This is a genomic window from Pseudomonas protegens CHA0, assembly GCF_000397205.1.
Classification (GTDB): Bacteria; Pseudomonadota; Gammaproteobacteria; order Pseudomonadales; family Pseudomonadaceae; genus Aquipseudomonas; species Aquipseudomonas protegens.
Genome location: NC_021237.1, coordinates 2,520,316 through 2,541,863, shown reverse-complemented (window position 1 = coordinate 2,541,863; position 21,548 = coordinate 2,520,316). Strand labels below are relative to the sequence as shown.

Below are 21,548 nucleotides of genomic sequence, written 5' to 3'. Positions count from 1 at the left end.
CATCAATGGGCCGCGGAGCGCAGTGGCGCCAATACCTTGCGTTGCTGCAGGTAAATCACTCCGTCACCGTCGAAGGCCAGCACCTTGTCGGTGGTCAGGACGCTGGCGTCGCCGTCCTCGTACTTGAGCCAGCCCTCATCCCACAAGTCGCCACTTTCATGACGCACCTGCACAAAGAAATAAGGCGGCTCGGAGCGGGTGATCTCAATGTAATGCCCACCATCGCCCCCCCCCTGCCACCGCGCATCAGGGTGCTCGGCCAATACATGGGCCGGCGTCGTGGAGAAGCCGTTCTTGAACACGACCACCGCCAGCAATACCAGCGCCAGTACGCCCACCGACATGAGCAAACGTTTTAACCAGATCAATCCAGGATCTCCGCTATCATTCACCGCCCTCGACCTGTCCCGGTCGGGCAATCGCGCATTCTGTTGAAGGCCCGCGTACTGTGCAATAACAAGCGCAGTGGCCGCTTGCCATCCAGCCCGGCCGCCCCCCCCGGAAAGCCGGCTGGACGCCTCTTGAACCCGCAGTACCAAGGAAAGGATTGGCCATGCGTATCACCCTCAACACCCTTTATGTAGAAGCCGACCATAGCCTGTGGGTCAATTTCAGCAGTGCGTTCGGCGAAGGCCGGGGCCAATGGCTGGGCACGCTGCCACAGATGGGCCAGGTGCATGAGGTGGAGTTGAGCCTGGAGGACGATTTTGTCTGGGATCACAACCTGTGGGCCGCGACCCAGGACAGGCCAAGCATCAGCCGGGAACAGGCGGGGCTGCGGGTCACCGGGCAGTTGCTGCCCCGGGAAGACGAGGCTGTCGCGGCGCTGGCCATAGGTCCGAACATCGTCCTGCTGTCGCTGCAGGGTGGCCACGCGCAGCCAGGCGGCTTCGTCAGCCTGCTTGCACGCCAGGTCAGCTTGAGTCCGGTGGCACTGTAGAGGGAGCACGGCAGGCTCGCGCCGGAGCATCCAGCCAGGGTCGATTCAGGGTGATGTACAGCGGGAAAGTCGCAGGACGCGACAGGGAAAGGTGTTCGCCCAGTGCTCTGGCCTTGGCAATCCTTGCACCGGTAAAGAGCCCTTGCACCGGGCGAACGGTTGGCATTCTAGTGCAACTGGCGGGGAAAGTCCGTGGGCAGATTCTGAATAAAACTGCACAGTGCAGTTAACCCGATTGCCCATTGCCTCCCCCGCTCAGTCCTGCCCCCTCAGCCTTCGTGGGCAGTGCTGACCTGCAGGATGTCGGTGTAGGTCACCAGCACGCTCTGGCCCACCTTGAGGTCCTTGAGGCGCTGCTGGACTTCGGGTTTCTCCACGCTCACCACTTTCTTGTTGCCCGCCGGGCCTTCGAAGGTCAGCTGGTTTTTCTTCAAGTCGATGGCGGTGATCTTCAACTGCACCTGCACCTGGCGATAGGCCGCGCCGCCGGGGTTGGGGTTGTCTGCGGTAGCGCGGACCACGCCGCTGGCTTCGCTGGAATCGGGCTTGCCCTTTTCAACGTCGGTGTCGAGCACCGCCACCACCGAGTGGGTGACCGTGACCTTGACCTGATCGCCGACCTTGAGGTGGCCCAGGTCCTTGGCCTGATCGCTCAATTGCACATGCACCGGCTTGCCCCCGGCGCCTTCGAGCACCACCTGGTGCTTGGCGGCGTCCACCGACAGGACCTTGGTCACCACCTGATCGGCCTCGATGGCCCCGGACAGCGGGATATCGGCGGCGTGTGCGGCAAGGCTGGCGGTGCCCAGCACAGTGGCCAGGGCGATGGCGCGGGCCAGGGTATTGAGGGTTTTCATCATGAACATTCCTTGTGGTTGAGAAACACACTGACTTTCAGTCAGGCCCTTGAGCATAGACGCCCTGCCAGCTTTCACCGGGGGATGGGTGCAAGCGTCGCGGCGCCCTCAATAACCGGTCATCTCCAGGTAGCCGCTGCCACTGTGGCTGCCAGCGAATTGCAGCGGCCCTTCCCAGTAGGGAATGCTCAGGTTCATCCAGGCCTGGGGGTTCAGGGCCCGGGTGGTGATATCCAGGCCCTTGGCGGGGATCTTCAGTTGCCAGGTGGTGGGCAGGCTGCGGCCCTGGACCCTGGACTGGGCCAGCGGCAGCAACTGGATCTGCTCCTTGCCCAGGCTCTGGGTGTGGCCATCGGTGCTGATCCAGGTGCCGGTGATATAGGGCGCCTTGTCCCGCTCGCGAACCCGGAACAGCATTAGCCGCTCGCCGCTGTCCAGGTGCAGAGAGAACCAGTCCCAGCCGCTCTGGTCGGCGCCCAGGGGCTGGCTGCTCCATTCCCGGTCGAGCCAGGCCGGCCCGCTGACCTGATAGCGCTGGCCATCGATCTGCAACTCCCCCGCGGCCTGGAAGAACGGCTGGCTGTAGTAGTAGGAGGCCTGCCCCTGGTCGGACTTGCGGCTGTAGCCGCCCTCACCCTGCAGCACCAGCGGCCGGCTGCTGGAAAGTTGCAGGCGATAGGCGAACCCCGGCCCCGCGGCCTGCACCTGCATCCGCGCCAGGGGGTCGCCGGCGCTGTTCAGGGTGCTCAGCTGCCAGTCGTCGATCCAGGCCTGGAACGGCTGCGCGATCACCCCGGCCTGGCCGACGCCACCCCGGGCATAGCGCTCGGCGGCGTGGTGGCTCTGGGCCGACGTGGCCGCTGCATGGCCCAGCCACACCAGCGGCGCGCCCCAGCCCGGTTGTTCGGGAGCGGCCCGCAGGGCACTGCGAAACAGCGTCCACTGCACGCCGAAGTGGCGGCCCTGGGCGTCACTCAGGTCTGCCGTGAGGTACCACCACTCGATGCGAAACCCGTCGTGGGCACCGTGGTCGGCAGGAAAGCTGAAACTGCGCCCCGGCAACACCGGGGTGAAGGCCGCGGCCTCGCTGCCCAGGCCGGCAAAACCCTGGGGCGGCTCGGCGGGCTGTTCACAACCGGCCAGCAGCGCCAGCAGCAACCCCGCCAGGGCCCGGCCCAACACATCATTCTTCATGGGCAAAAGTCCTCAGCAGGTCCGCCGGTTGCGCGCGGTACAAACGCAGCAGCGGCCAGGCCGATGCCAACAGAGTCGCCAGCATGGCCAGGCCCAAAAGTTGCAGAAGCTGCCCGGGGAACACCCGCAACGGCAGGCGCCAACCAAAGGCCTGGACATTGATCACGCTGTCCAGGCACCAGGCCAGGAGGATGCCCAGCGGCAGCGCCAGGACCAGGGTGAGCAAGGCCAGCAGCCAGGTCTGCCCGAGGTTCAGCAGCATCAGTTGACGCCGCCCCACCCCCAGGGCCCAGAGCGGCGCCAGCTGGCCCAGCCGGCTCTGGCTCTGGGTCAGCAGGCTGATGAACAGCGCCACCCCGGACACCCCCAGGGTCAGGCTGTTGAGGGCGGCGGTGGCGGCGAAGGTGCGTTCAAAGACCTGCTGCGACCAGCCCTTGAGCCGGGCCTGATCGATGATCCGGCTGTCGTCCAGGGCGAACTGCTGTTGCAAGGCGCCGACCAGCCCGGGCATCGCTCCCGGCGCCAGGCGCAGGTTGAAACGGCTCGGCGTCAGCGCTGGCCAATGCGCCAGCAAGTGCCCGGCATTCACCAGCAGGTGGCCCTTGGGGTTGCCATAGTCGGCGTAGATCCCCACCACCCGGGGCGCCCACTGCCCGGCGGGCACCGGCAGGCTCAGGCGGTCGCCGGGGCGCACCTTCAGGCGTCGGGCCAGCTGTTCACTGAGCATCAGGGTGTCCTGGCTCGCCAGTTGTGCCCAGGGCTCGGCGCCGTCGCTTTCCAGGAGCGGCCAGTGCTGGCGGTAGCTGGGATGGTCGATCACCCCATACAGGTCCGCCGGCCAACCCTGCACCTGCAACGCCACCTGCCAGCTGGGCAGCACCGCGGCAACCTGGGCCTGTTGCGGCAACCAGTCCAGCAACTGCCGGGCCTGCTCCGGGCTCTGCGGATTGACATACAACTCGGCGCTCAGGCGTTGCTCCAGCCAGTCGTTGAAGGTTTCGCGAAACCCTGCCGTCATGCTGCCGGCGCCGATATTCGCCGCCAGTGCCAGCAGCAGCGCCATCAGGGCCAGGCTCAGGGCCGGCAGTTGCTGGCGGCAATCGGCAAGAAACCACTGCCCCAGCACCCCACGCCGGCGCCCGAGCAAGGTCCCGAGCAAGGCATCGAGCAGCACCGGCAGGCCCAGGGCCGCCGCTAGCAGCAAGGCCGCCATCAGCACAAAGCCGCTGGCCAGGCTGTCGCCCCACTGCCACGCCGCCAGGGCCAGCAGCAGCGCCACTACGGCCACCACACCCTGGCGGCGCAGCCAGCGGGCATGGGCCTGATGCCAGGCCTGGGGGTTGGCCAGGGCCAGCAGCGGCAGGCGCGCCGCCCGCAGCAGGCTGGCGGCGCCGGCCAGCAAGGCCCCCAACAGGCTCAGGCCGATACCGCTGAACCACCACCCGGGGCTGAGGCTCAACTGCCCCGCCACCTCGGCGCCGTACAAGCCGCGCAGGCTGGCGGCCACGTCCGGCAGCAGCAGCCCGGCCAGCAGGTAGCCGCTGATGACCCCCGCCACTCCACCCAGCAGCGCCAGGGCCCCCAGTTCCAGAATCAGGCTGAAGATCAGCAGCCGCGCACTGACCCCGCAGGCGCGCAAGGTCCGCAGCAGGCCACGACGCTGCTCCAGGGCCAGGCCGATGGCGGCATGCACGATGAACAGCCCGACCACGAAGGACAGGAAACCCAAGGCATCCAGGTTCAGGTGAAAGCTCTCGGTCAGGCGCGCCAGGGTGTTTTCCGACTCGCCCGAATGCAGCACCAGTTGCCCCGCCAGCTCGGCCGGCAAGGGCGGCGCGCGGGCGGCAAAGTCCCGGGGCAGCAGCAGGCGGCTCAGTTGCCCCGGCTGGTCGAGTACCTGCTGGGCAAAGCCGATGTCCATCAGCAGCAGCCCCGGGGCCATGTCCGCCTGCACCTGCAACGGCGGCAGCAGCCGGCCATTGCTGGCACGGGGCTGCTGGCCCTCGCGGTAGCCGAGGCTGGCCAGGGTCTCTGGGGCAACCCAGGTACGCCCCGGCGGGCTGAAGAATTCCACCACCTGCTGCATCGCCAGTGGCTTGCCGGCCACTGCGGAACCGGCGGGCAAGGACAAAGGCTCGATGCCCATCAATTGCAGGCGCAGCGCCTCGAAGCCCTGCAACTGCACCCGCCCTTGCAGCACCGGCGACACCGGCCAGCCGGCCCGGCGCAGGTCGACGAACCATTGCTGGGCAAAGCTTGCGCCAGTGGCCGTGCCCAGGCTGGCCTGGGGTTCACCGCCAATCAACTGGCTGGCCCGGGCATAGCTGTCCCGGGCCTGGCTGTTGAGGGCCAGGACCCCGGTCAGCAGGCTGGTGGCCAGCCACAAACCGGTGAGCACACTGAAGAACTGCACCGGGTGCTGGCGCCAGTGGCTCAACAGCGCCTGCAAGGTGCCACGCAGCACCCGCATCTCAGGCCCCGCCCGCTGCGGCCAGGCGGCCACGCTGCAGGACCACGGTGTGTTGCAAACGGCTGGCCACGCGCTGGCTGTGGGTCACCATCAGCAAACTGGTGGGGCTGTCGGCCAGCAATTCCAGCAGCAAATCCAGCACCTGGTCACTGGTGGTTTCATCGAGGCTGCCGGTGGGCTCATCGGCCAGCAACAGCCCGGGCCTCGACGCCAGGGCCCGGCCCAAAGCGACCCGCTGCTGCTGGCCGCCGGACAACTGTTCGGGGTAGCGGCGCAGCAAGTCCCCCAGGCCCAGGCGCTCCACCAACTGCGCCTGCCAGCGCGGATCGAAGCGCCCGGCCAGGCGCGCCTGGAAGCCCAGGTTGTCCTCGACCCGCAAGCTGCCGATCAGGTTGAACTGCTGGAACACCAGGCCGACTTCGGTGCGGCGCCAGTTGGCCAACTGGCTTTCGCTCATGCGCTCCAGGCGCTGGGCGCCGATGCGAATGCTGCCGCCATCCACCTGGTCCAGCCCGGCCACCAGATGCAGCAAGGTGCTCTTGCCGCTGCCGGATTCGCCCATCAGCGCCAGGCTGCTGCCCTGCCCCAGGTGCAAATCGACACCCTGCAGCACCGCCAGCGGCCCCTGGGGGGTGGCATAGCTCTTGAACACTCCTTGTACTTCCAGCATGGGCTGACTCGTCCGACCTGAAGGGGGCTCAAGGATAACCCGTGTCGCCCATGGCACCAGCGCAAACCTGCAACGCGGCAACCGATGAGCCAGGGCGCGCCCCTATCGCCCAGCGGCCACGGAATATAGTATTGCGGCCCTTTTGTTCATTGCAGGAAGCACCCATGACCTACACCAGGGCCCAATTGCAGTACCGGCTGTACATCGCCGCAGGCGCACTGTTGTTTACCGGTGCCTTGATCTCGACCTTTTTCTCGACCCTGAAAATGCTCTACTGGCGCCTGGACAGCTACACCACCATGGCCTCGACCATCAATCGCCCGATCAAGTACTTCGTGTACCAGGTCAATGCCAACACCCAGCCTTTGAACTGGTTCTGGGACAACAGCCCGACGCCCAGCTTCCTCGACCTGAGTTACTCCTCCCACTGGAAATTCCTGGTGATCTACCTGCTGATCTTCGTCGGCGCGGCGCTGTTCGCCACGGGCCGGGGGATGATACGCAAGGTCGAAGAAGTCGAGCCGCTGATCGAGGCCCAGCTCCAGGCCCCGGTGGAGGAAGGCGTCCCCGCCAAGACCCTGCAACAGCTGGAGGACTCGACCCTGGTGGGCAAAGCGCCGTCGTTCTTCAGCCAGACCCGCCTGCTGGTGGTCTGGCCCCTGGGCGGTGCAGCGGTCTACCTGGGCCTACTGTGGATGCTGGGCATCATCTGAGCCCCGCGCCGGCGCATCGATTTGGCCGCACCCCCTTGCCACCACTAGCCCAGCAACTGGCTGAGCACGGCCCGCAATTTGCCCGGCTTCACCGGTTTGTTGAGCAGCGGCGCGCCCAGTTGCTGCAAGGCGCGGCGACACTGGTCGCTGCGGTCGGCGGTGATGATCACCGCCGGCAGCGGTTGTTGGAAATGCTCGCGCAAGCGCCTGACCACCTGGCAGCCGGTGACCCCGTGATCCAGGTGAAAGTCCGCCAGGATCAACTCCGGCGCCCGGCCCTGCAGCACCTCCAGGGCCGCGGCCTGATCGGTGGCGGTCAGCACCTCGCAGCCCCACTGGCCGAGCAGCGCGGCCATGCTTTCAAGAATGCTCAACTCGTTGTCCAGCACCAGCAGGCGCCGCCCCGGCAGCGGGTTGCCGGTGCCCGGCTGCGGCGCCTGCTGGCTCAAGGGCAAGGGCACCCGGGCCGCCAATGGCACCTCGATGCTGAACCGCGAACCGTGCCCCGGCCGCGACGCTACCTGCACCCGATAGCCGAGGATCTTGGCGATGCGCTCGACAATCGCCAGCCCCAGTCCCACCCCTTTGCGGTCGGCGGCGCGGCCCACATCCAGCTGGTTGAACTCCAGGAAAATCGACTCCAGGCGGTCGGCGGCAATGCCGCGCCCGGTATCCCACACCTCCAGCCGCAACTGGTCGCCCCGGCGCCGCGCCGCCAGCAGGATGCTGCCGCGCTCGGTGTAGCGGCAGGCATTGCTGAGGAAGTTGCGCAGGATCCGCGTCATCAGCCGCAAGTCGGTGAACAGGGCAAAGTCACCGAAGCGCACCCGCAGCCCCAGCCCCGCCGCCTCGGCCACCGACTGGAACTCGGAAACCAGGGGCGCGAGCATTTCATCCAGGCGGTAGGTGGCCAGGTCCGGCTTCACCGCCGCCTGATCGAGCCTGGAAATATCCAGCAGGTCGGTGAGCAGGTCCTCGGCGCCCTCCAGGGCCTGGTGGGTGCGTTCCACCAGCAGTTGCTCCGGGGCCGGCAGGCTGCGCTCGCGCAGGGTGGAAATCAGCAGGCGTGCGGCATTCAGAGGTTGCAGCAGGTCGTGGCTGGCGGCGGCCAGGTACTTGTCCTTGCTGCGGTTGGCCGCCTCGGCGGCGTCCCGGGCCTCGCGCAGGTCGCGCTCGATGCGCTCGCGCCGGGCGATCTGCTGCTGCAGGTTGCGGTTGGCGTCCAGCAACTCATCGGTGCGCGCCGCCACCCGCTGCTCCAGCTGGTCGTTGAGCTGTTCCAGGTGCTGCTGGGCCAGCTTGCGCTCGGTGATGTCGGCGACGAACCCTTCCACCAGCCCGTCCTGGTCGGGCTTGAGCAACAGGTTCATCAGCACATCGATGCTGCTGCCGTCCTTGCGCCGCAGCTGGGTTTCGTAACCCAGCAGGCTGCGCTGGTTCTGCAACTGCTCGCCGATGGCCGCCAGTTCCCCGGCGCCGCCCACGAACAGGTTGCCCGCCAGGTCGGCCAGGGAAAACAGCACTTCCTGGGGGTCCTGATACCCCAGCATGCGCGCCAGGGCCGGGTTGGCGGCACGCATGCCGGCCTGCAGGCTGGCCTGGAAGATGCCGTGCACTGCGTTCTCGAACAGCCACTTGTAGCGGTTGCGCTCGGTTTCCAGGTCTTCCAGGCGCGCCGCCAGTTCCGGGTAATGGCTCTTGCGCGCCGAGTGGTTGCCCAGCCCCAGGAGCCCGGCCAGGGCCCGTTGCTGTTCGTCAGAGGGCCTCGCCATAGACCACCTCGACATCACGCTGGCTGGATTCACGAGGGTTGGTGAGGATGCATGGGTCGCCCATTGCGTGCTGCGAGAGGAACGGAATATCGCTGCTGCTGACCCCATGCAGGCCCAGGGTCTCGTGGAAGCCGATGGCGCGCTTGAGGGCGATCAGGTGCTCCACCAGGCGCCCGCAGATCTGCCGCTGGTTGAGCCCGCGGCAGTCGATGCCGAAAGTCTCGGCAATCACCTTGAAGCGCTCCGGCGCCGCGCTGTAGTTGAAGGCCACCACATGCTCCACCAGCACCGCGTTGCACAGCCCGTGAGGCAGGTCGAGAAAGCCCCCCAGGCTGTGGGACATGGCATGCACCGCGCCGAGGATCGCGTTGGAGAACGCCAGCCCGGCCTGCATGCTGCCGAGCATGATCTTCTCGCGCAGGGCGATGTCCGAGGGGTTGGCGATCATCTGCACCAGGTTGCCGTTGATCAGGCGCATGGCTTCCAGGGCGTGGGGATCGGTCAGCGGCCCGTGGCCGGTGGAAACGAAAGCCTCGATGGCATGCACCAGGGCGTCGATGCCGGTGCAGGCGGACAGGAACGGGTCCATGCCCTGGGTGGTTTCCGGGTCGATCAGCGACACATCAGGGACCACCGCCTTGCTGACGATGGAGAACTTCATCCGCTCCTGCTGGTTGGAGATGATCACGAACTGCGAGACATCCGCCGAGGTGCCGGCAGTGGTCGGGATCATGATCAGCGGGGGGCTGGGCATGCGGATGGTGTCCACCCCCTCGAACTCGAGGATGCTGCGCCCGTGGGCGGCGACGATGCCGATGCCCTTGCCGCAATCCATGGGGCTGCCGCCACCGACCGCGACGATCACATCGCAGGCGTTTTCCCGGTAGATCTGCGCGCCGTGCATCACCTCCTCCACCCGCGGGTTGGGCGACACCGCGCTGTACAGGCAGTACTCGACGCCCTGGGCCAGCAGGCTGGCCTCGACATCGGCGACCCAGCCGGCGGCGATCACCCCGGGGTCGGTGACCACCAGCACCTTGCGCGCACCGAAGGTCTTCGCATAGTTGCCGACGTTGTGCCGGCAACCGGCGCCAAAGATGATTTCCGGAGAGACGAACTTGCGCAGCAGACTGAGATTCTGGCCCATGGGGGAAGCCTGTTTTCTTATTGTTCTGGAGAAGAACGCCAGCCTAAAGCATCCGTTGCTGAAAGCAATCCGACCATCGGCGGACTTCGCAGCCTCGGCAGCGGCTACAGGCCATGTAGCCGCTGCCGCAGGCTGCGAACGGCACGAAGGGCCGCAGCGTGCTTGAGGCCGCTGCGGGTTCGGTGGGAGATGGTCAGGCAAGGCCCTGCGGGCCTTTTCGCAGCTTCGCCAGGGCTCAGCAGCGGCTACAGGGCCAGTGCCGATCCGAGGTTGGTGTAGCCGCTGCCGCAGGCTGCGAACGGCACGAAGGGCCGCAGCGTTCTTGAGGCCGCTGCGGGTTTGGCGGGTGATCGCCAGGCAAGGCCCTGCGGGCCTTTTCGCAGCTTCGCCAGGGCTCAGCAGCGGCTACAGGGCCAGTGTCGATCCGAGGTTGGTGTAGCCGCTGCCGCAGGCTGCGAACGGCACGAAGGGCCGCGGCGCTCTTGAGGTCGCTGCGGGTTTGGCGGGAGATGGTCAGGCAAGGCCCTGCGGGCCTTTGCGCAGCCTCGCGGGCTCGGCAGCGGCTACAGGGACCGGGTGGCGTCAGAGATGGATGTCCATGCCGTCATGCGCCACTTCGATGCCGCGGCGGGTCAGTTCGGCGCGCTCGGCGGAGTCCTCGTCGAGGATCGGGTTGGTGTTGTTGATGTGGATCAGCACCTTGCGCGCCCGGGGAAAGCGCTCCAGCACCTCAAGCATGCCGCCGGGGCCGCTTTGCGCCAGATGGCCCATCTCGCTGCCCAGCTTGTCGCCGACGCCACAGACGCGCATTTCATCGTCGCGCCACAAGGTGCCGTCCACCAGCAGGCAATCGGCGCGCTCCATCCACGCCAGCAGGGCCTCATCCACCTGCCCCAGACCCGGGGCATAGAACAGGCTGGCGCCGCTGCGCCGGTCCTCGATGAACAGGCCGATATTGTCCCCCGGGTGCGGGTTGCCGCGATGGGGCGAATACGGCGGCGCGCTGCTGCGCAGGGCAATCGCCCGCAGCGCGATGTCCGGGCAGGCCGGCAGGCTGAATTCCCGGCCATCGAGGTGGATGGGCTGCCACTGCAAGCCGCCGTTCCAGTGGCTGAGCATGTTGAACAGGGGGAAGCCGCTGCACAGGTCCTGGTGGACCATCTCGGTGCACCAGACCTGATGCGGGCAGCCTTCGCGCAGGCTGAGCAGGCCGGTGCAATGGTCGATCTGGCTGTCCAGCAGTATCACCCCGGCCAGGGCGGTGTCCCGAAGCTGTCGGGCCGGTTGCAGCACCGGAAAGGACTCCAGCTGCTGGCGAATGTCCGGGGAGGCGTTGCACAGGATCCACTCGCTGCCATGGTCGCTCAGGGCGATGGACGACTGGGTGCGGCGCCGGGCGCGCAGGCTGCCGTCGCGCACGCCGGCGCAGTTGCGGCAGTTGCAGTTCCACTGGGGAAAACCGCCCCCCGCCGCGGACCCGAGAATGCGGATATGCATGAGGTGCTCCTGAAGGGCAAAAGGCTCCGGCCGACACCAGTACCGGCCGGAGCGGGACGGCTCAGCGGTTGGCGAAGTACATGGTCACTTCAAAGCCGATACGCAGGTCGGTGTACGCGGGTTTATGCCACATGGGGTCAAGCCTCTTGTTGTGCCGGGGGATTCCGGTAAAGGCATTAATGCACGGGGAGCGCGGGGGCCGAATGCTACTTTGGGACGAACCGGCGGGGTGCGTTGGTAGGGGGAAATGGGGGTGGTCTTGCGGGCCTCTTCGCCAGCAAGCTGGCTCCTACAGGGTTGGCGGTGCTGCGCCCACAACGCACACGGGGAGGTGCCCACCCATGAGCCCTCCCCGTGTCCGTCCCGCACAAGCGCGGTGGCACCCAACCCCCGCGCCTGTTGTTGCCCTTAGAAAAAGCCCAGGGGATTGATGTCGTAGCTCACCAGCAGGTTCTTGGTCTGCTGGTAGTGGTCGAGCATCATCTTGTGGGTCTCGCGGCCCACCCCGGATTTCTTGTAGCCACCGAACGCGGCGTGGGCCGGGTACAGGTGGTAGCAGTTGGTCCACACGCGGCCGGCCTTGATCGCCCGCCCCATGCGGTAGGCGCGGTTGATGTCGCGGGTCCACAGCCCGGCGCCCAGGCCGAACTCGCTGTCGTTGGCGATCGCCAGGGCCTCGGCTTCGTCCTTGAAGGTGGTCACGCCCACCACCGGGCCGAAGATCTCTTCCTGGAACACGCGCATCTTGTTGTGGCCCTTGAGCAGGGTCGGCTGGATGTAATAGCCGCTGGCCAGGTCACCTTCCAACAGCTCGGCGGCGCCACCGGTGAGCAGCTCGGCGCCCTCCTCCTGGGCGATCTGCAGGTAGGAGAGGATCTTCTCGTACTGCTGCTGCGACGCCTGGGCGCCGACCATGGTCTCGGTGTCCAGCGGGTTGCCGCGCTTGATCTTGACGATCTTCTTCATCACCTCGGCCATGAACGGCTCGTAGATCGACTCCTGGACCAGGGCCCGGGATGGGCAGGTGCAGACTTCCCCCTGGTTGAAGAACGCCAGCACCAGGCCTTCGGCGGCCTTTTCGATGAACTTGGGTTCGGCCTGCATGATGTCTTCGAAGAAGATGTTCGGCGACTTGCCGCCCAGTTCGACGGTGGACGGAATGATGTTCTCGGCGGCGCATTTCATGATGTGCGAGCCCACCGGGGTCGAGCCGGTGAAGGCGATCTTGGCGATGCGCTTGCTGGTGGCCAGGGCCTCGCCGGCTTCGCGGCCAAAGCCCTGGACGATGTTCAGCACCCCGGCCGGCAGCAGGTCGGCGATCAGCTCGGCGAAGACCATGATCGACAGCGGGGTCTGCTCGGCGGGCTTGAGCACCACGCAGTTGCCGGCGGCCAGGGCCGGGGCGAGTTTCCAGGCAGCCATCAGCAGCGGGAAGTTCCACGGGATGATCTGCCCGACCACGCCCAGGGGTTCGTGGAAATGGTAGGCGGTGGTCAGTTCGTTGATCTCTGCGGCGCCGCCTTCCTGGGCACGGATGCAACCGGCGAAGTAGCGGAAATGATCGGCGGCCAGGGGCACGTCGGCGTTGAGGGTTTCGCGCACGGCCTTGCCGTTGTCCCAGGTTTCGCTGACCGCGAGGATCTCCAGGTTCTGCTCGATGCGGTCGGCAATCTTCAGCAGCACCAGCGAACGGTCCTGGGCGCTGGTCTTGCCCCAGGCATCGGCGGCGGCATGGGCGGCGTCCAGGGCCTTGTCGATGTCCGCGGCAGTGGAGCGCGGGAATTCGGCGATCACCTCACCGTTGACCGGCGAGGTGTTGCTGAAGTACTGGCCGTCCACCGGCGGCACGAACTGGCCACCGATGAAATTGCCGTAGCGTGGCTTGAAGGACACGACGGCGCCTGGGGTTCCGGGTTGTGCGTAGATCATGCTGGGCCTCTGCTGGTCGATGCCTGTCCACGACAGGCGATGGCTCGATGGTAGAGAGCCCCGCGTGCCGGACGAATGCATCGTTGGCAGGGGGGCTCTCGTCATTTGGTCGTAGGTTGATTGCCTCCGCCCACCCCGCACCGAGGCGGGAATGAAGCGGCAGACCGGCCTGTAGGAGCCGGCTTGCCGGCGATGGCGCTCTTGCGGGCCTCTTCGCCAGCAAGCTGGCGCCTACGGTAGGCAGGGACATTGCGGTGGCGCCTACGATCAGCGTTTGCTCACCAGATCCTTGGGCAGCTTGAAGGTCCAGAGCATGCCGCCCTGGTTGAAGTCCTTGACCCGCTTGGCCACTTCGCCTCCCCACAGCGGCACCGCGCCGCCCCAGCCGGAGAGCACCGAGACGTACTGCTCGCCGTCCATTTCCCAGGTCACGGGCGAGCCCAGGACCCCGGAGCCGGTCTGGAATTCCCAGACCTTCTCGCCGGTCTTGGCGTTGAACGCCTGGAGGAAGCCCTCAGGCGTGCCGGTGAACACCAGGTTGCCCTTGGTGGTCAGCACCCCGCCCCACAGCGGCGCGAAGTTCTTGTGGCGCCAGACTTCCTTGCCGCTGATGGGGTCGATGGCCCGCAGCACGCCGATGTAATCCTCGTTCAGCGGCTTGATGGTGAAGCCCGCGCCGAGGAACGCCGCGCCCTTCTTGTAGGCGATGCCTTCGTTCCAGATGTCCATGCCCCATTCGTTGGACGGCACATAGAACAGCCCGGTGTCGCGGTTGTAGGCCATGGGCATCCAGTTCTTGGCGCCGAGGAAGGCCGGGGCGACGAACACCGAGCTGCCCTTGGCTTCGCTACCCGGGGCGCCAGGGCGGCTGGCCTCGTTGTAGATCGGCCGGCCGTTCTTATCCAGGCCGGTGGCCCAGGTGATCTTGTCGACAAAGGGGAAGCCGCGGATGAACTTGCCGTTGGTGCGATCGAGCACGTAGAAGAAGCCGTTGCGGTCGGCGGTGGCGGCGGCCTTGATCTCCTTGCCGCCTTCCTTGTAGTTGAAGGAGATCAGCTCGTTGACGCCGTCGAAGTCCCAGCCGTCGTGGGGGGTGCTCTGGAAGTGCCACTTGATGGTGCCGTCGTCCGGGTTCAGGGCCAGGCGCGACGAGGAATACAGGTTGTCGCCAGGGCGCAGGTGGGAGTTCCACGGCGCCGGGTTGCCGGTGCCGAACAGCAGCAGGTTGGTTTCCGGGTCGTAGTAGCCGCCAAGCCACGGCGCCGCGCCACCGGTCTTCCACAGGTCACCCGGCCAGGTCTTGCCCGCCTCGCCACCGGAAATGCCGTTCTCGATGGCCTTGCCGTCCTTGTACACGTAGCCCATGTGGCCTTCCACGGTGGGGCGCATCCACAGCAGCTCGCCGTTTTTCGGGTCGTAGGCCTGGATCTTGCCGACCACGCCGAACTCGCCGCCGGCGACCCCGGTGATCAGCTTGCCGTTGACCATCATCGGCGCCGCGCTGATGGAGTAACCCTCTTTGTGGTCGGCGACCTTCTTGCTCCACACCACCTTGCCGGTGTCCTTGTTCAGGGCCACCAGCTTGGCGTCCAGGGTGCCGAAGAACACCAGGTCGCCGTACAGCGCCACGCCGCGGTTGATCACGTCGCAGCACGGGCGGATGTCGTCCGGCAGGCGCGCGTCGTACTGCCAGAGCTTCTTGCCGGTGCGCGCGTCCACCGCGAACACCCGCGAGTAGGAGCCGGTCATGTACATCACCCCGTCCTTGATCAGGGGCTGGGCCTGCTGGCCGCGCTGCTTCTCGCCGCCGAAGGAGAAGGCCCAGACCGGCCGCAGCTCCTTGACGTTATCAACGTTGAGCAGGTCCAGCGGGCTGTAGCGCTGGCCCTGGACGCCCAGGCCGTTGGTGACGATCTGCTGCGGGTTCTTCGGGTCCTGGAGGATCTCTTCATCGGTGACGGCGGCCAGGGCCGCGCTGGACAGCAGCATGGCGCTGAGCACCAGGCTCACGGCGAAAAAGGGACGACGTGGGGGTTGGGTCATGACGGCTACCTCGGCGGTTATTGTTGTTCCCGGGAAATTTTCCCGGTCTGCCCGGAATTCTTGGTCCCGGCCTGCCTGCCAACAATTGCCCGCAGTGCGGAGTTTTCTAGTTCCTTGGTACAGGAGCGGCCGCCAACGCCGACAAAACCCCACAAGCTGTCCCTGCCCACCGTAGGAGCTGGCTTGCCAGCGAAGAGGCCCGCAAGACCGCCATCGCCGGCCAGCCGGCTCCTACAAAGCCCTCGCGATGTACCTGCCTACCGTAGGAGCTGGCTTGCCAGCGAAGAGGCCCAGCAAGTCCGCCTTCGCCGGCCAGCCGGCTCCTACAGGCCGTCGATACGCTGCAGGCGCTGGCGTTCGTAACGCGGGTACAGGTGGCTGACGCTGCGGATCAGCTCATAGCGGGTCAGGCTGATGCCGGCAAAACGCTCGGGGATCGGGCGGCGGATCATCTCCGCCATGTCGTCGCCCTGGGCCGCGCCGTCGCGCATCAACCCGTCCAGCCAGCCCAGGTAGTCCCGCATCTGGGCAAAGGGCGCGGTATCGCTGGCCACCGGGCCATGGCCAGGCACGATCAGCTTCCATGGCAGGGCCTGCAAGGTGTCCAGGTCCTTGAGCCAGACCCCGAGCCCCGGGCTGTTGGGGGTGGTCAGCGCGCGCTCGTAGAACACCAGGTCACCGGCAAACAGCACCCCGGTGTTCTCATCGAGAATCGCCAGATCAGCGCCGGTGTGCCCACTCAGGCCCAGCAAGCGCAAGCGATGCCCGCCCACCTCAAGCACCCCGGGCTCAAGCACCTGGGTCGGCAGCACCACCTCGGTGCCGCGCATCCAGTCGCCGACCATGCGGTACATGTTCTCGGCCATGCCCTCGCCCTGCTGGCGCAGCAGGTCGCTGGTGCCGGCCAGGGCGCCGATGGGCACATCGCCAAAGGCCTGGTTGCCCAGCACATGGTCGGGGTGATGGTGGGTCAGCAGCAACTGGATCACCGGCTTGTCGGTGGTGGCGGCAATCGCCCGGCGCAAGGCTTCGCCGTAGCGTTTCGACGGCCCGCTGTCGATCACCACCACCCCGCTGTCGGTGACGATGAAGCCGGTGTTGACGATGTTGCCGCCATTGGCCTTGGCGAAATTGTCGGTGCTGCCTTCCAGCAGCCAGGTGCCCGCGGCGATCTGCCGGGGCTTGAGTTGATAGTCCAGGTCGGCCCGGGCCGGCAGGCCCAGGCACAGCAGCAACAGCAGGATCCAACGCATGGCGCGCCTCGGCTCGGGTGGGTCAAAGGATGCGGTCAGGGCAGCCTGGCCTCGAACTGGTTGCCGCTGTTGTCGCGCAACAGCAAGCGGGTCTGCCCCGGCCCCTGGATATCGAACCCCAGGTTGGGGTTTTCGCTGACCGCCGGGAACAGTTCGAGGCTGGCCAGGCGCTGATCGTTCTGGTCGCGCAATTCGGCGTGGTTGAGGAAGAACTCGGGAATGCCGCTGACCAGGCCGTTGTCCATCGGGTGGGACACTTGCAAGCGCAGGCGGCTGACATCCCCCCGGGGGTAACGCCCGCCCAGCACTTCGCCGATGTGCTCTTCCCAGCCGGGCTGGGTGCGCACCACGCTGGGGGCGGTGCAGCCGCCACCTGCGGCATCGATCAGGGTCGAGCCCACGTGCCACAGGCCATCGCGGGTCAGCACTGCGGCGCGCAGCGGCGTGGCCTGCTCGATGCGGATGCGGATCGACAGCCACGGCAGCACTCGCTCCCCCGGTTCGAAATCGACAATGCGCGGCAAGGGGTTGAGCTCGGCCCAGGCGAGGATGCGCACCACGTCGCCGCTGAAGGCCCGGGCGTCGATTTCCAGGGGCACCTGCCGCGCATCCTCGGCAAAGGGCGGCGCCAGCAGCTTGACCCGGTCATCGAAGACGAACGCCGCGTCCCCCAGCAGTTGCTTGTGGTAGAAGGCCCACATCACCGAGGGCACCGGGTCCGGGGCCTGGGGATCGGCGGCCAGCGCCGGGGTCGCCAAGGGCAGCCAGCACGCCAGCAGACAGGTCGCTCGCCAGTTCATCGCAGCTCCTATTGATACATCTGTGGGACCTCGTAACGCAGGCCATAACGGGCGTACAGCGCCTGCAGGCGACCGTCGCGGATCAGCCCTTCCAGGGCCTCTTCCACGGCATAGGCCAGCTGGCGGTTGCTTTCATGCACCGCCATGCCGATCTCCCACACCTGCTTGCCCATGTTCGGGTAGGCGTTTTCCGCCAGGGCCAACTGCGGATCAGCGGCCTTATGCAACTGCCAGTCAATCTCGCCGCGCATGGCCATCACCGCGTCCACCTGCCCGGCCCGCAAGGCGCCGAACGCCTGTTGCACGCTGGGGTAATGGTGGGTCTTGGCACTGAGCATGCCGTTGAACACCGAAGTCAGGTAGAACGACGGCACGCTGTCCACCTCGACGCCAATGGGGTGCTCCTGGAACACCGCGACACTGGCCACCGAATCCAGCCGGCGGCGGTCGAATGCCACCTGCCAGCGCTCCTCCTGATAGGGGCCGAACATCACCACGTGATCGTTGGCCAGCTCCCCCAGTTCGTTGCGCTTTTGCGCGTAGTCGTGGTCGTAGGGCACGCGCATCATCAGGTCGGCCAACTGCTGGTGGCGCAGCGGGCTTCCGCGCCAGATGTAGTCCCGCAAATCGTCGTCGAGCTTCTCCCCGGGGGGCGCCCAGATCAGTTGCAGGCGCACCCCCAGGGCCTCGGCCAGGGCTTGCGCCAGCTCCACATCGACGCCCCGCGGCTGGCCCTGGTCCTCGAAGCTGTAGGGGGCAAAATCCTGGTACACCGCCACCTTCAACTCACCGGAGGCGATCATCGTGTCGTAGTTGCGCACCTCGGCCTGGGCCGTGGCGCAACACAGCAGCAGGCCAGCCAGGAACAGGGCGAAGCGGCCCATGGCGATCACTCCTCGACGCGCACGCTGTCCAGGTAGGTGCGCACCGCCCACAGGGCTTCCTGGCTCAGGTAGTCGGCCATCTTCGGCATGTACACCCGGCCATCGCGCACCGCGCCGTGGCGCACCCGTTCGACGAACCATTCATCCCCGGCTTCGCCGGCGTCGAGCATGCGCAGGTCCGGGGCGATGCCGCCGGACTTGGCTTCCAGGCCATGGCAAGCCGCGCAGTTCTGGTTGTAGGCCGAGGCGCCGATTTCCACCGCCTTGTCGTGCTCGGGCGAGGTGCGGTACGGGTTGACCGAAGCCCAGCCGTCGCCATCGACGCTCACCCCGGCGTCCTTGATCGGCGTCAGGCCCTTGGTCTCCACCGCCTGGGGCACCACGTTGCCATGGGCCCACACAGCACCGGTGGCCAAGGCACCGGTCAGCAGCCCTACCACGAGCAAGGCGTTGCGTTTTGTTGTCATTGTTATGCCCTCAAGATTGCACGCAAGACCTCGCTACAGAGGCCATGGCGCCATCTTAGAAACAGCCGGCGGGCGGCCGTATGCTGCTTTGGTGGCCGCGCCCTACTCCCTTGGTAGTAGGGCTTGTGGCGCGGGCCTAAATCAGGTGCCGCCCGGGAACTATTCCCGGCAAGGGCGGGACTTTTTCCGTATCTCAAAGCGCCTCGCGCGGCAGACCCTAGTCAGGCCAAAACCTCCACTGGGAACCGCAACCATGACAATAAGATCGCTACCCGCCCTCTCCCCCCTGAGCCTTGCCGTCCAGGCCCTGCTGCTGGCCGGCAGCCTGTCCCTGGGCGCGGCGGCCACAGCGGCCACCGCCCCGGCGGCACCTGCCGGCAAGAACGTGACCTGGGAAGACATCGCCAACGACCACCTGACCACCAAGGACGTGCTGCAGTACGGCATGGGCACCAACGCCCAGCGCTGGAGCCCCCTGGCCCAGGTCAACGACAAGAACGTGTTCAAGCTGACCCCGGCCTGGTCCTACTCCTTCGGCGACGAGAAGCAGCGCGGCCAGGAATCCCAGGCCATCGTCCGCGACGGCGTGGTCTACGTCACCGGTTCCTACTCCCGGGTGTTCGCCCTGGACGCCAAGACCGGCAAGCGCCTGTGGACCTACAACCACCGCCTGCCGGACAACATTCGCCCGTGCTGCGACGTGGTCAACCGCGGCGCGGCGATCTACGGCGACAAGATCTACTTCGGCACCCTCGACGCCCGGGTCATCGCCCTGGACAAGAACACCGGCAAGGTGGTGTGGAACAAGAAGTTCGGCGACCACAGCGCCGGCTACACCATGACCGGCGCCCCGGTGCTGATCAAGGACAAGACCAGCGGCAAGGTGCTGCTGATCCACGGCAGCTCGGGCGATGAATTCGGCGTGGTCGGCCAGCTGTTCGCCCGCGACCCGGAGACCGGCGAAGAGGTGTGGATGCGGCCCTTCGTCGAAGGCCACATGGGCCGCCTGAACGGCAAGGACAGCACCCCCACCGGCGACGTCAAGGCGCCGTCCTGGCCCGACGACAAGACCACCGAAACCGGCAAGGTCGAAGCCTGGAGCCACGGCGGCGGCGCCCCTTGGCAGAGCGCCAGCTTCGATGCCGAAACCAACACCATCATCGTCGGCGCCGGCAACCCCGGGCCGTGGAACACCTGGGCGCGCACCGCCAAGGACGGCAACCCCCACGACTACGACAGCCTGTACACCTCGGGCCAGGTCGGCGTCGACCCGAGCACCGGCGAAGTGAAATGGTTCTACCAGCACACGCCGAACGACGCCTGGGACTTCTCCGGCAACAACGAACTGGTGCTGTTCGACTACAAGGGCAAGGACGGCAAGGTGGTCAAGGCCACCGGCCACGCCGACCGCAACGGCTTCTTCTACGTGGTGGACCGCAACAACGGCAAACTGCAGAACGCCTTCCCCTTCGTCGACAACATCACCTGGGCCAGCCACATCGACCTCAAGACCGGCCGCCCCGTGGAAAACGAAGGCCAGCGTCCGGCCAAGCCGCTGCCGGGTGAAACCAAGGGCAAGCCGGTGGAAGTCTCGCCGCCGTTCCTGGGGGGCAAGAACTGGAACCCCATGGCCTACAGCCAGGACACCGGGCTGTTCTACATCCCCGGCAACCAGTGGAAGGAGGAGTACTGGACCGAGGAAGTGAACTACAAGAAAGGCTCGGCCTACCTGGGCATGGGTTTCCGTATCAAGCGCATGTACGACGACCACGTCGGCACCCTGCGCGCCATGGACCCGACCACCGGCAAGCTGGTCTGGGAGCACAAGGAACACCTGCCGCTGTGGGCTGGCGTCCTGGCGACCAAGGGCAACCTGGTGTTCACCGGCACCGGCGACGGCTTCTTCAAGGCCTTCGACGCCAAGACCGGCAAGGAGCTGTGGAAATTCCAGACCGGCAGCGGCATCGTCTCGCCGCCCATCACCTGGGAACAGGATGGCGAGCAGTACATCGGCGTGACCGTGGGCTACGGCGGCGCGGTGCCGTTGTGGGGCGGCGACATGGCCGAACTGACCAAGCCGGTGGCCCAAGGCGGCTCGTTCTGGGTGTTCAAGATCCCGAGTTGGGATAACAAGACCGCCCAACGCTGATCATCCCCGCCTTGTCTGTGGCGAGGGAGCCCGCTTCCTCGCCACACCCGCCTTCACTCCTGCCTGGAGAATCGCACCATGAACTACCTGCCCCTGGCCCTGCTGTTGGGCCTCTCCCCCGCCTTGGCAATGAATGTCGACGACGACGGCAACGATGTACCGCTGACCGTCAACGGCTGCCTGATCGCCGAATCCAGCCAATGCCCCGGCGCCAACCTGCGTGGCGCTAACCTCGCCAACCAGGACCTGCGCAAGATGAACCTGGCCGGCGCCGACCTCTCCGGCGCCGACCTGCGCCACGCCCAACTGGACCTGGCCAACCTGGAAAAGGCCCGCCTGCAAGGCGCCAACCTGACCCGCGCCAGCCTGCAACAGAGCAACCTGCGGCTGGCGGACTTCACCGACGCCAAGCTGATGGCGATCCAGGGCTGGGGCCTGTTTGCCCAGGGCGCGCAATTCGAAAAAGCCGACCTCAGCGCGGCCTATCTGCAATTTGCCCGCCTGTCCGGGGCCAAGCTGCACCAGGCCAAACTGCGGGCGGCGGACCTGGAGATGGCCTGGTTGAGCAAGGCGGATCTGCAAGGGGCCGATCTGAGCGATGCCAATCTGCAGGAAGCGAAGTTTGGCGAGAGCAATCTGGAAGGAGCCGACCTGCGCGGGGCGCGGCAGCACTATGGGAATTTTCAGGATGCCAATATGGAGGGGTGCCAGGGGTGTCCGGGGAGTTGGGATAAGTGAGGGGGCTGTGTACATATCCGTTGCT

19 protein-coding genes are annotated in these 21,548 nt (G+C 66.5%); 4 read left to right on the top strand and 15 right to left on the bottom strand.

The annotated features are described in order from the left end of the window. Positions 1–2: 2 nt before the first annotated feature. Complete coding sequence (locus tag PFLCHA0_RS11480; protein WP_041752133.1) at positions 3–368, bottom strand: hypothetical protein; 366 nt, start codon at positions 366–368, stop codon at positions 3–5. Positions 369–553: 185 nt separating this feature from the next. On the opposite strand from PFLCHA0_RS11480, the gene PFLCHA0_RS11475 reads away from it, so the two are divergent. Continuing rightward, positions 554–940, top strand: coding sequence for a hypothetical protein (locus tag PFLCHA0_RS11475; RefSeq protein WP_015635028.1), 387 nt, complete (start codon positions 554–556; stop codon positions 938–940). A gap of 269 nt (positions 941–1,209) precedes the next feature. Here PFLCHA0_RS11475 and PFLCHA0_RS11470 read toward each other — a convergent pair whose 3' ends face one another. The 4 genes from PFLCHA0_RS11470 to PFLCHA0_RS11455 form a co-directional block, all read right to left on the bottom strand. Continuing rightward, positions 1,210–1,797: a hypothetical protein gene (locus tag PFLCHA0_RS11470; protein ID WP_026020035.1), complete on the bottom strand. Its 588-nt coding sequence runs from the start codon at positions 1,795–1,797 to the stop codon at positions 1,210–1,212. A 108-nt stretch (positions 1,798–1,905) separates the two neighbouring features. Continuing rightward, a complete protein-coding gene (locus PFLCHA0_RS11465) occupies positions 1,906–2,991 on the bottom strand; it encodes a lipocalin-like domain-containing protein (RefSeq protein WP_015635026.1) in 1,086 nt (361 codons plus the stop codon). Then, complete coding sequence (locus PFLCHA0_RS11460) at positions 2,981–5,461, bottom strand: ABC transporter permease (protein WP_015635025.1); 2,481 nt, start codon at positions 5,459–5,461, stop codon at positions 2,981–2,983. Before PFLCHA0_RS11460 ends, PFLCHA0_RS11465 begins: the two co-directional genes overlap by 11 nt. Position 5,462: 1 nt before the next feature. Then, positions 5,463–6,131 (bottom strand): ABC transporter ATP-binding protein, encoded by a 669-nt coding sequence (locus PFLCHA0_RS11455; RefSeq protein ID WP_011060526.1) that lies wholly within the window; start codon positions 6,129–6,131, stop codon positions 5,463–5,465. A gap of 164 nt (positions 6,132–6,295) precedes the next feature. Here PFLCHA0_RS11455 and PFLCHA0_RS11450 point away from each other — a divergent pair, with 164 nt between their 5' ends. Next, positions 6,296–6,844 (top strand): YniB family protein, encoded by a 549-nt coding sequence (locus tag PFLCHA0_RS11450; protein WP_015635024.1) that lies wholly within the window; start codon positions 6,296–6,298, stop codon positions 6,842–6,844. Positions 6,845–6,888: 44 nt separating this feature from the next. On the opposite strand, the gene PFLCHA0_RS11445 is transcribed toward PFLCHA0_RS11450, so the two are convergent. The 10 genes from PFLCHA0_RS11445 to pedF all read right to left on the bottom strand — a co-directional run bounded on the left by PFLCHA0_RS11445 (position 6,889) and on the right by pedF (position 18,636). After that, entirely contained in the window at positions 6,889–8,616 is a 1,728-nt protein-coding gene (locus PFLCHA0_RS11445) for a PAS domain-containing hybrid sensor histidine kinase/response regulator (RefSeq protein ID WP_015635023.1), read from the bottom strand. Next, positions 8,600–9,763 carry an alcohol dehydrogenase-like regulatory protein ErcA gene (gene ercA / locus PFLCHA0_RS11440; RefSeq protein WP_011060523.1) on the bottom strand — a complete coding sequence of 388 codons (1,164 nt, stop codon included), beginning with the start codon at positions 9,761–9,763 and terminating at the stop codon, positions 8,600–8,602. Before ercA ends, PFLCHA0_RS11445 begins: the two co-directional genes overlap by 17 nt. Positions 9,764–10,345: 582 nt before the next feature. Beyond that, positions 10,346–11,260, bottom strand: coding sequence for a pyrroloquinoline quinone biosynthesis protein PqqB (gene pqqB, locus PFLCHA0_RS11435; protein ID WP_015635022.1), 915 nt, complete (start codon positions 11,258–11,260; stop codon positions 10,346–10,348). A 61-nt stretch (positions 11,261–11,321) separates the two neighbouring features. After that, positions 11,322–11,393, bottom strand: coding sequence for a pyrroloquinoline quinone precursor peptide PqqA (gene pqqA, locus PFLCHA0_RS31185; protein ID WP_011060521.1), 72 nt, complete (start codon positions 11,391–11,393; stop codon positions 11,322–11,324). A 275-nt stretch (positions 11,394–11,668) separates the two neighbouring features. Next, positions 11,669–13,189, bottom strand: coding sequence for an acetaldehyde dehydrogenase ExaC (exaC, locus tag PFLCHA0_RS11430; protein ID WP_015635021.1), 1,521 nt, complete (start codon positions 13,187–13,189; stop codon positions 11,669–11,671). A 267-nt stretch (positions 13,190–13,456) separates the two neighbouring features. Then, a complete protein-coding gene (pedH, locus tag PFLCHA0_RS11425; RefSeq protein ID WP_015635020.1) occupies positions 13,457–15,232 on the bottom strand; it encodes a PQQ-dependent alcohol dehydrogenase PedH in 1,776 nt (591 codons plus the stop codon). A 323-nt stretch (positions 15,233–15,555) separates the two neighbouring features. After that, positions 15,556–16,485 carry a quinoprotein relay system zinc metallohydrolase 1 gene (locus tag PFLCHA0_RS11420; protein ID WP_015635019.1) on the bottom strand — a complete coding sequence of 310 codons (930 nt, stop codon included), beginning with the start codon at positions 16,483–16,485 and terminating at the stop codon, positions 15,556–15,558. A 35-nt stretch (positions 16,486–16,520) separates the two neighbouring features. Beyond that, on the bottom strand, positions 16,521–17,285 hold the full coding sequence (locus PFLCHA0_RS11415; RefSeq protein WP_015635018.1) for a quinoprotein dehydrogenase-associated SoxYZ-like carrier: 765 nt from the start codon (positions 17,283–17,285) through the stop codon (positions 16,521–16,523). Positions 17,286–17,293: 8 nt separating this feature from the next. Next, positions 17,294–18,169 carry a substrate-binding periplasmic protein gene (locus PFLCHA0_RS11410; protein WP_041752130.1) on the bottom strand — a complete coding sequence of 292 codons (876 nt, stop codon included), beginning with the start codon at positions 18,167–18,169 and terminating at the stop codon, positions 17,294–17,296. Positions 18,170–18,174: 5 nt separating this feature from the next. Continuing rightward, entirely contained in the window at positions 18,175–18,636 is a 462-nt protein-coding gene (gene pedF, locus PFLCHA0_RS11405) for a cytochrome c-550 PedF (RefSeq protein WP_041752128.1), read from the bottom strand. A 253-nt stretch (positions 18,637–18,889) separates the two neighbouring features. On the opposite strand from pedF, the gene exaA reads away from it, so the two are divergent. Both exaA and PFLCHA0_RS11395 read left to right on the top strand, forming a co-directional pair. Then, entirely contained in the window at positions 18,890–20,785 is a 1,896-nt protein-coding gene (gene exaA, locus PFLCHA0_RS11400) for a quinoprotein ethanol dehydrogenase (protein WP_015635016.1), read from the top strand. Positions 20,786–20,863: 78 nt separating this feature from the next. Further along, positions 20,864–21,523, top strand: a complete 660-nt coding sequence (locus PFLCHA0_RS11395) for a pentapeptide repeat-containing protein (protein ID WP_015635015.1) — start codon at positions 20,864–20,866, stop codon at positions 21,521–21,523. The last annotated feature ends 25 nt before the right edge of the window (positions 21,524–21,548 follow it).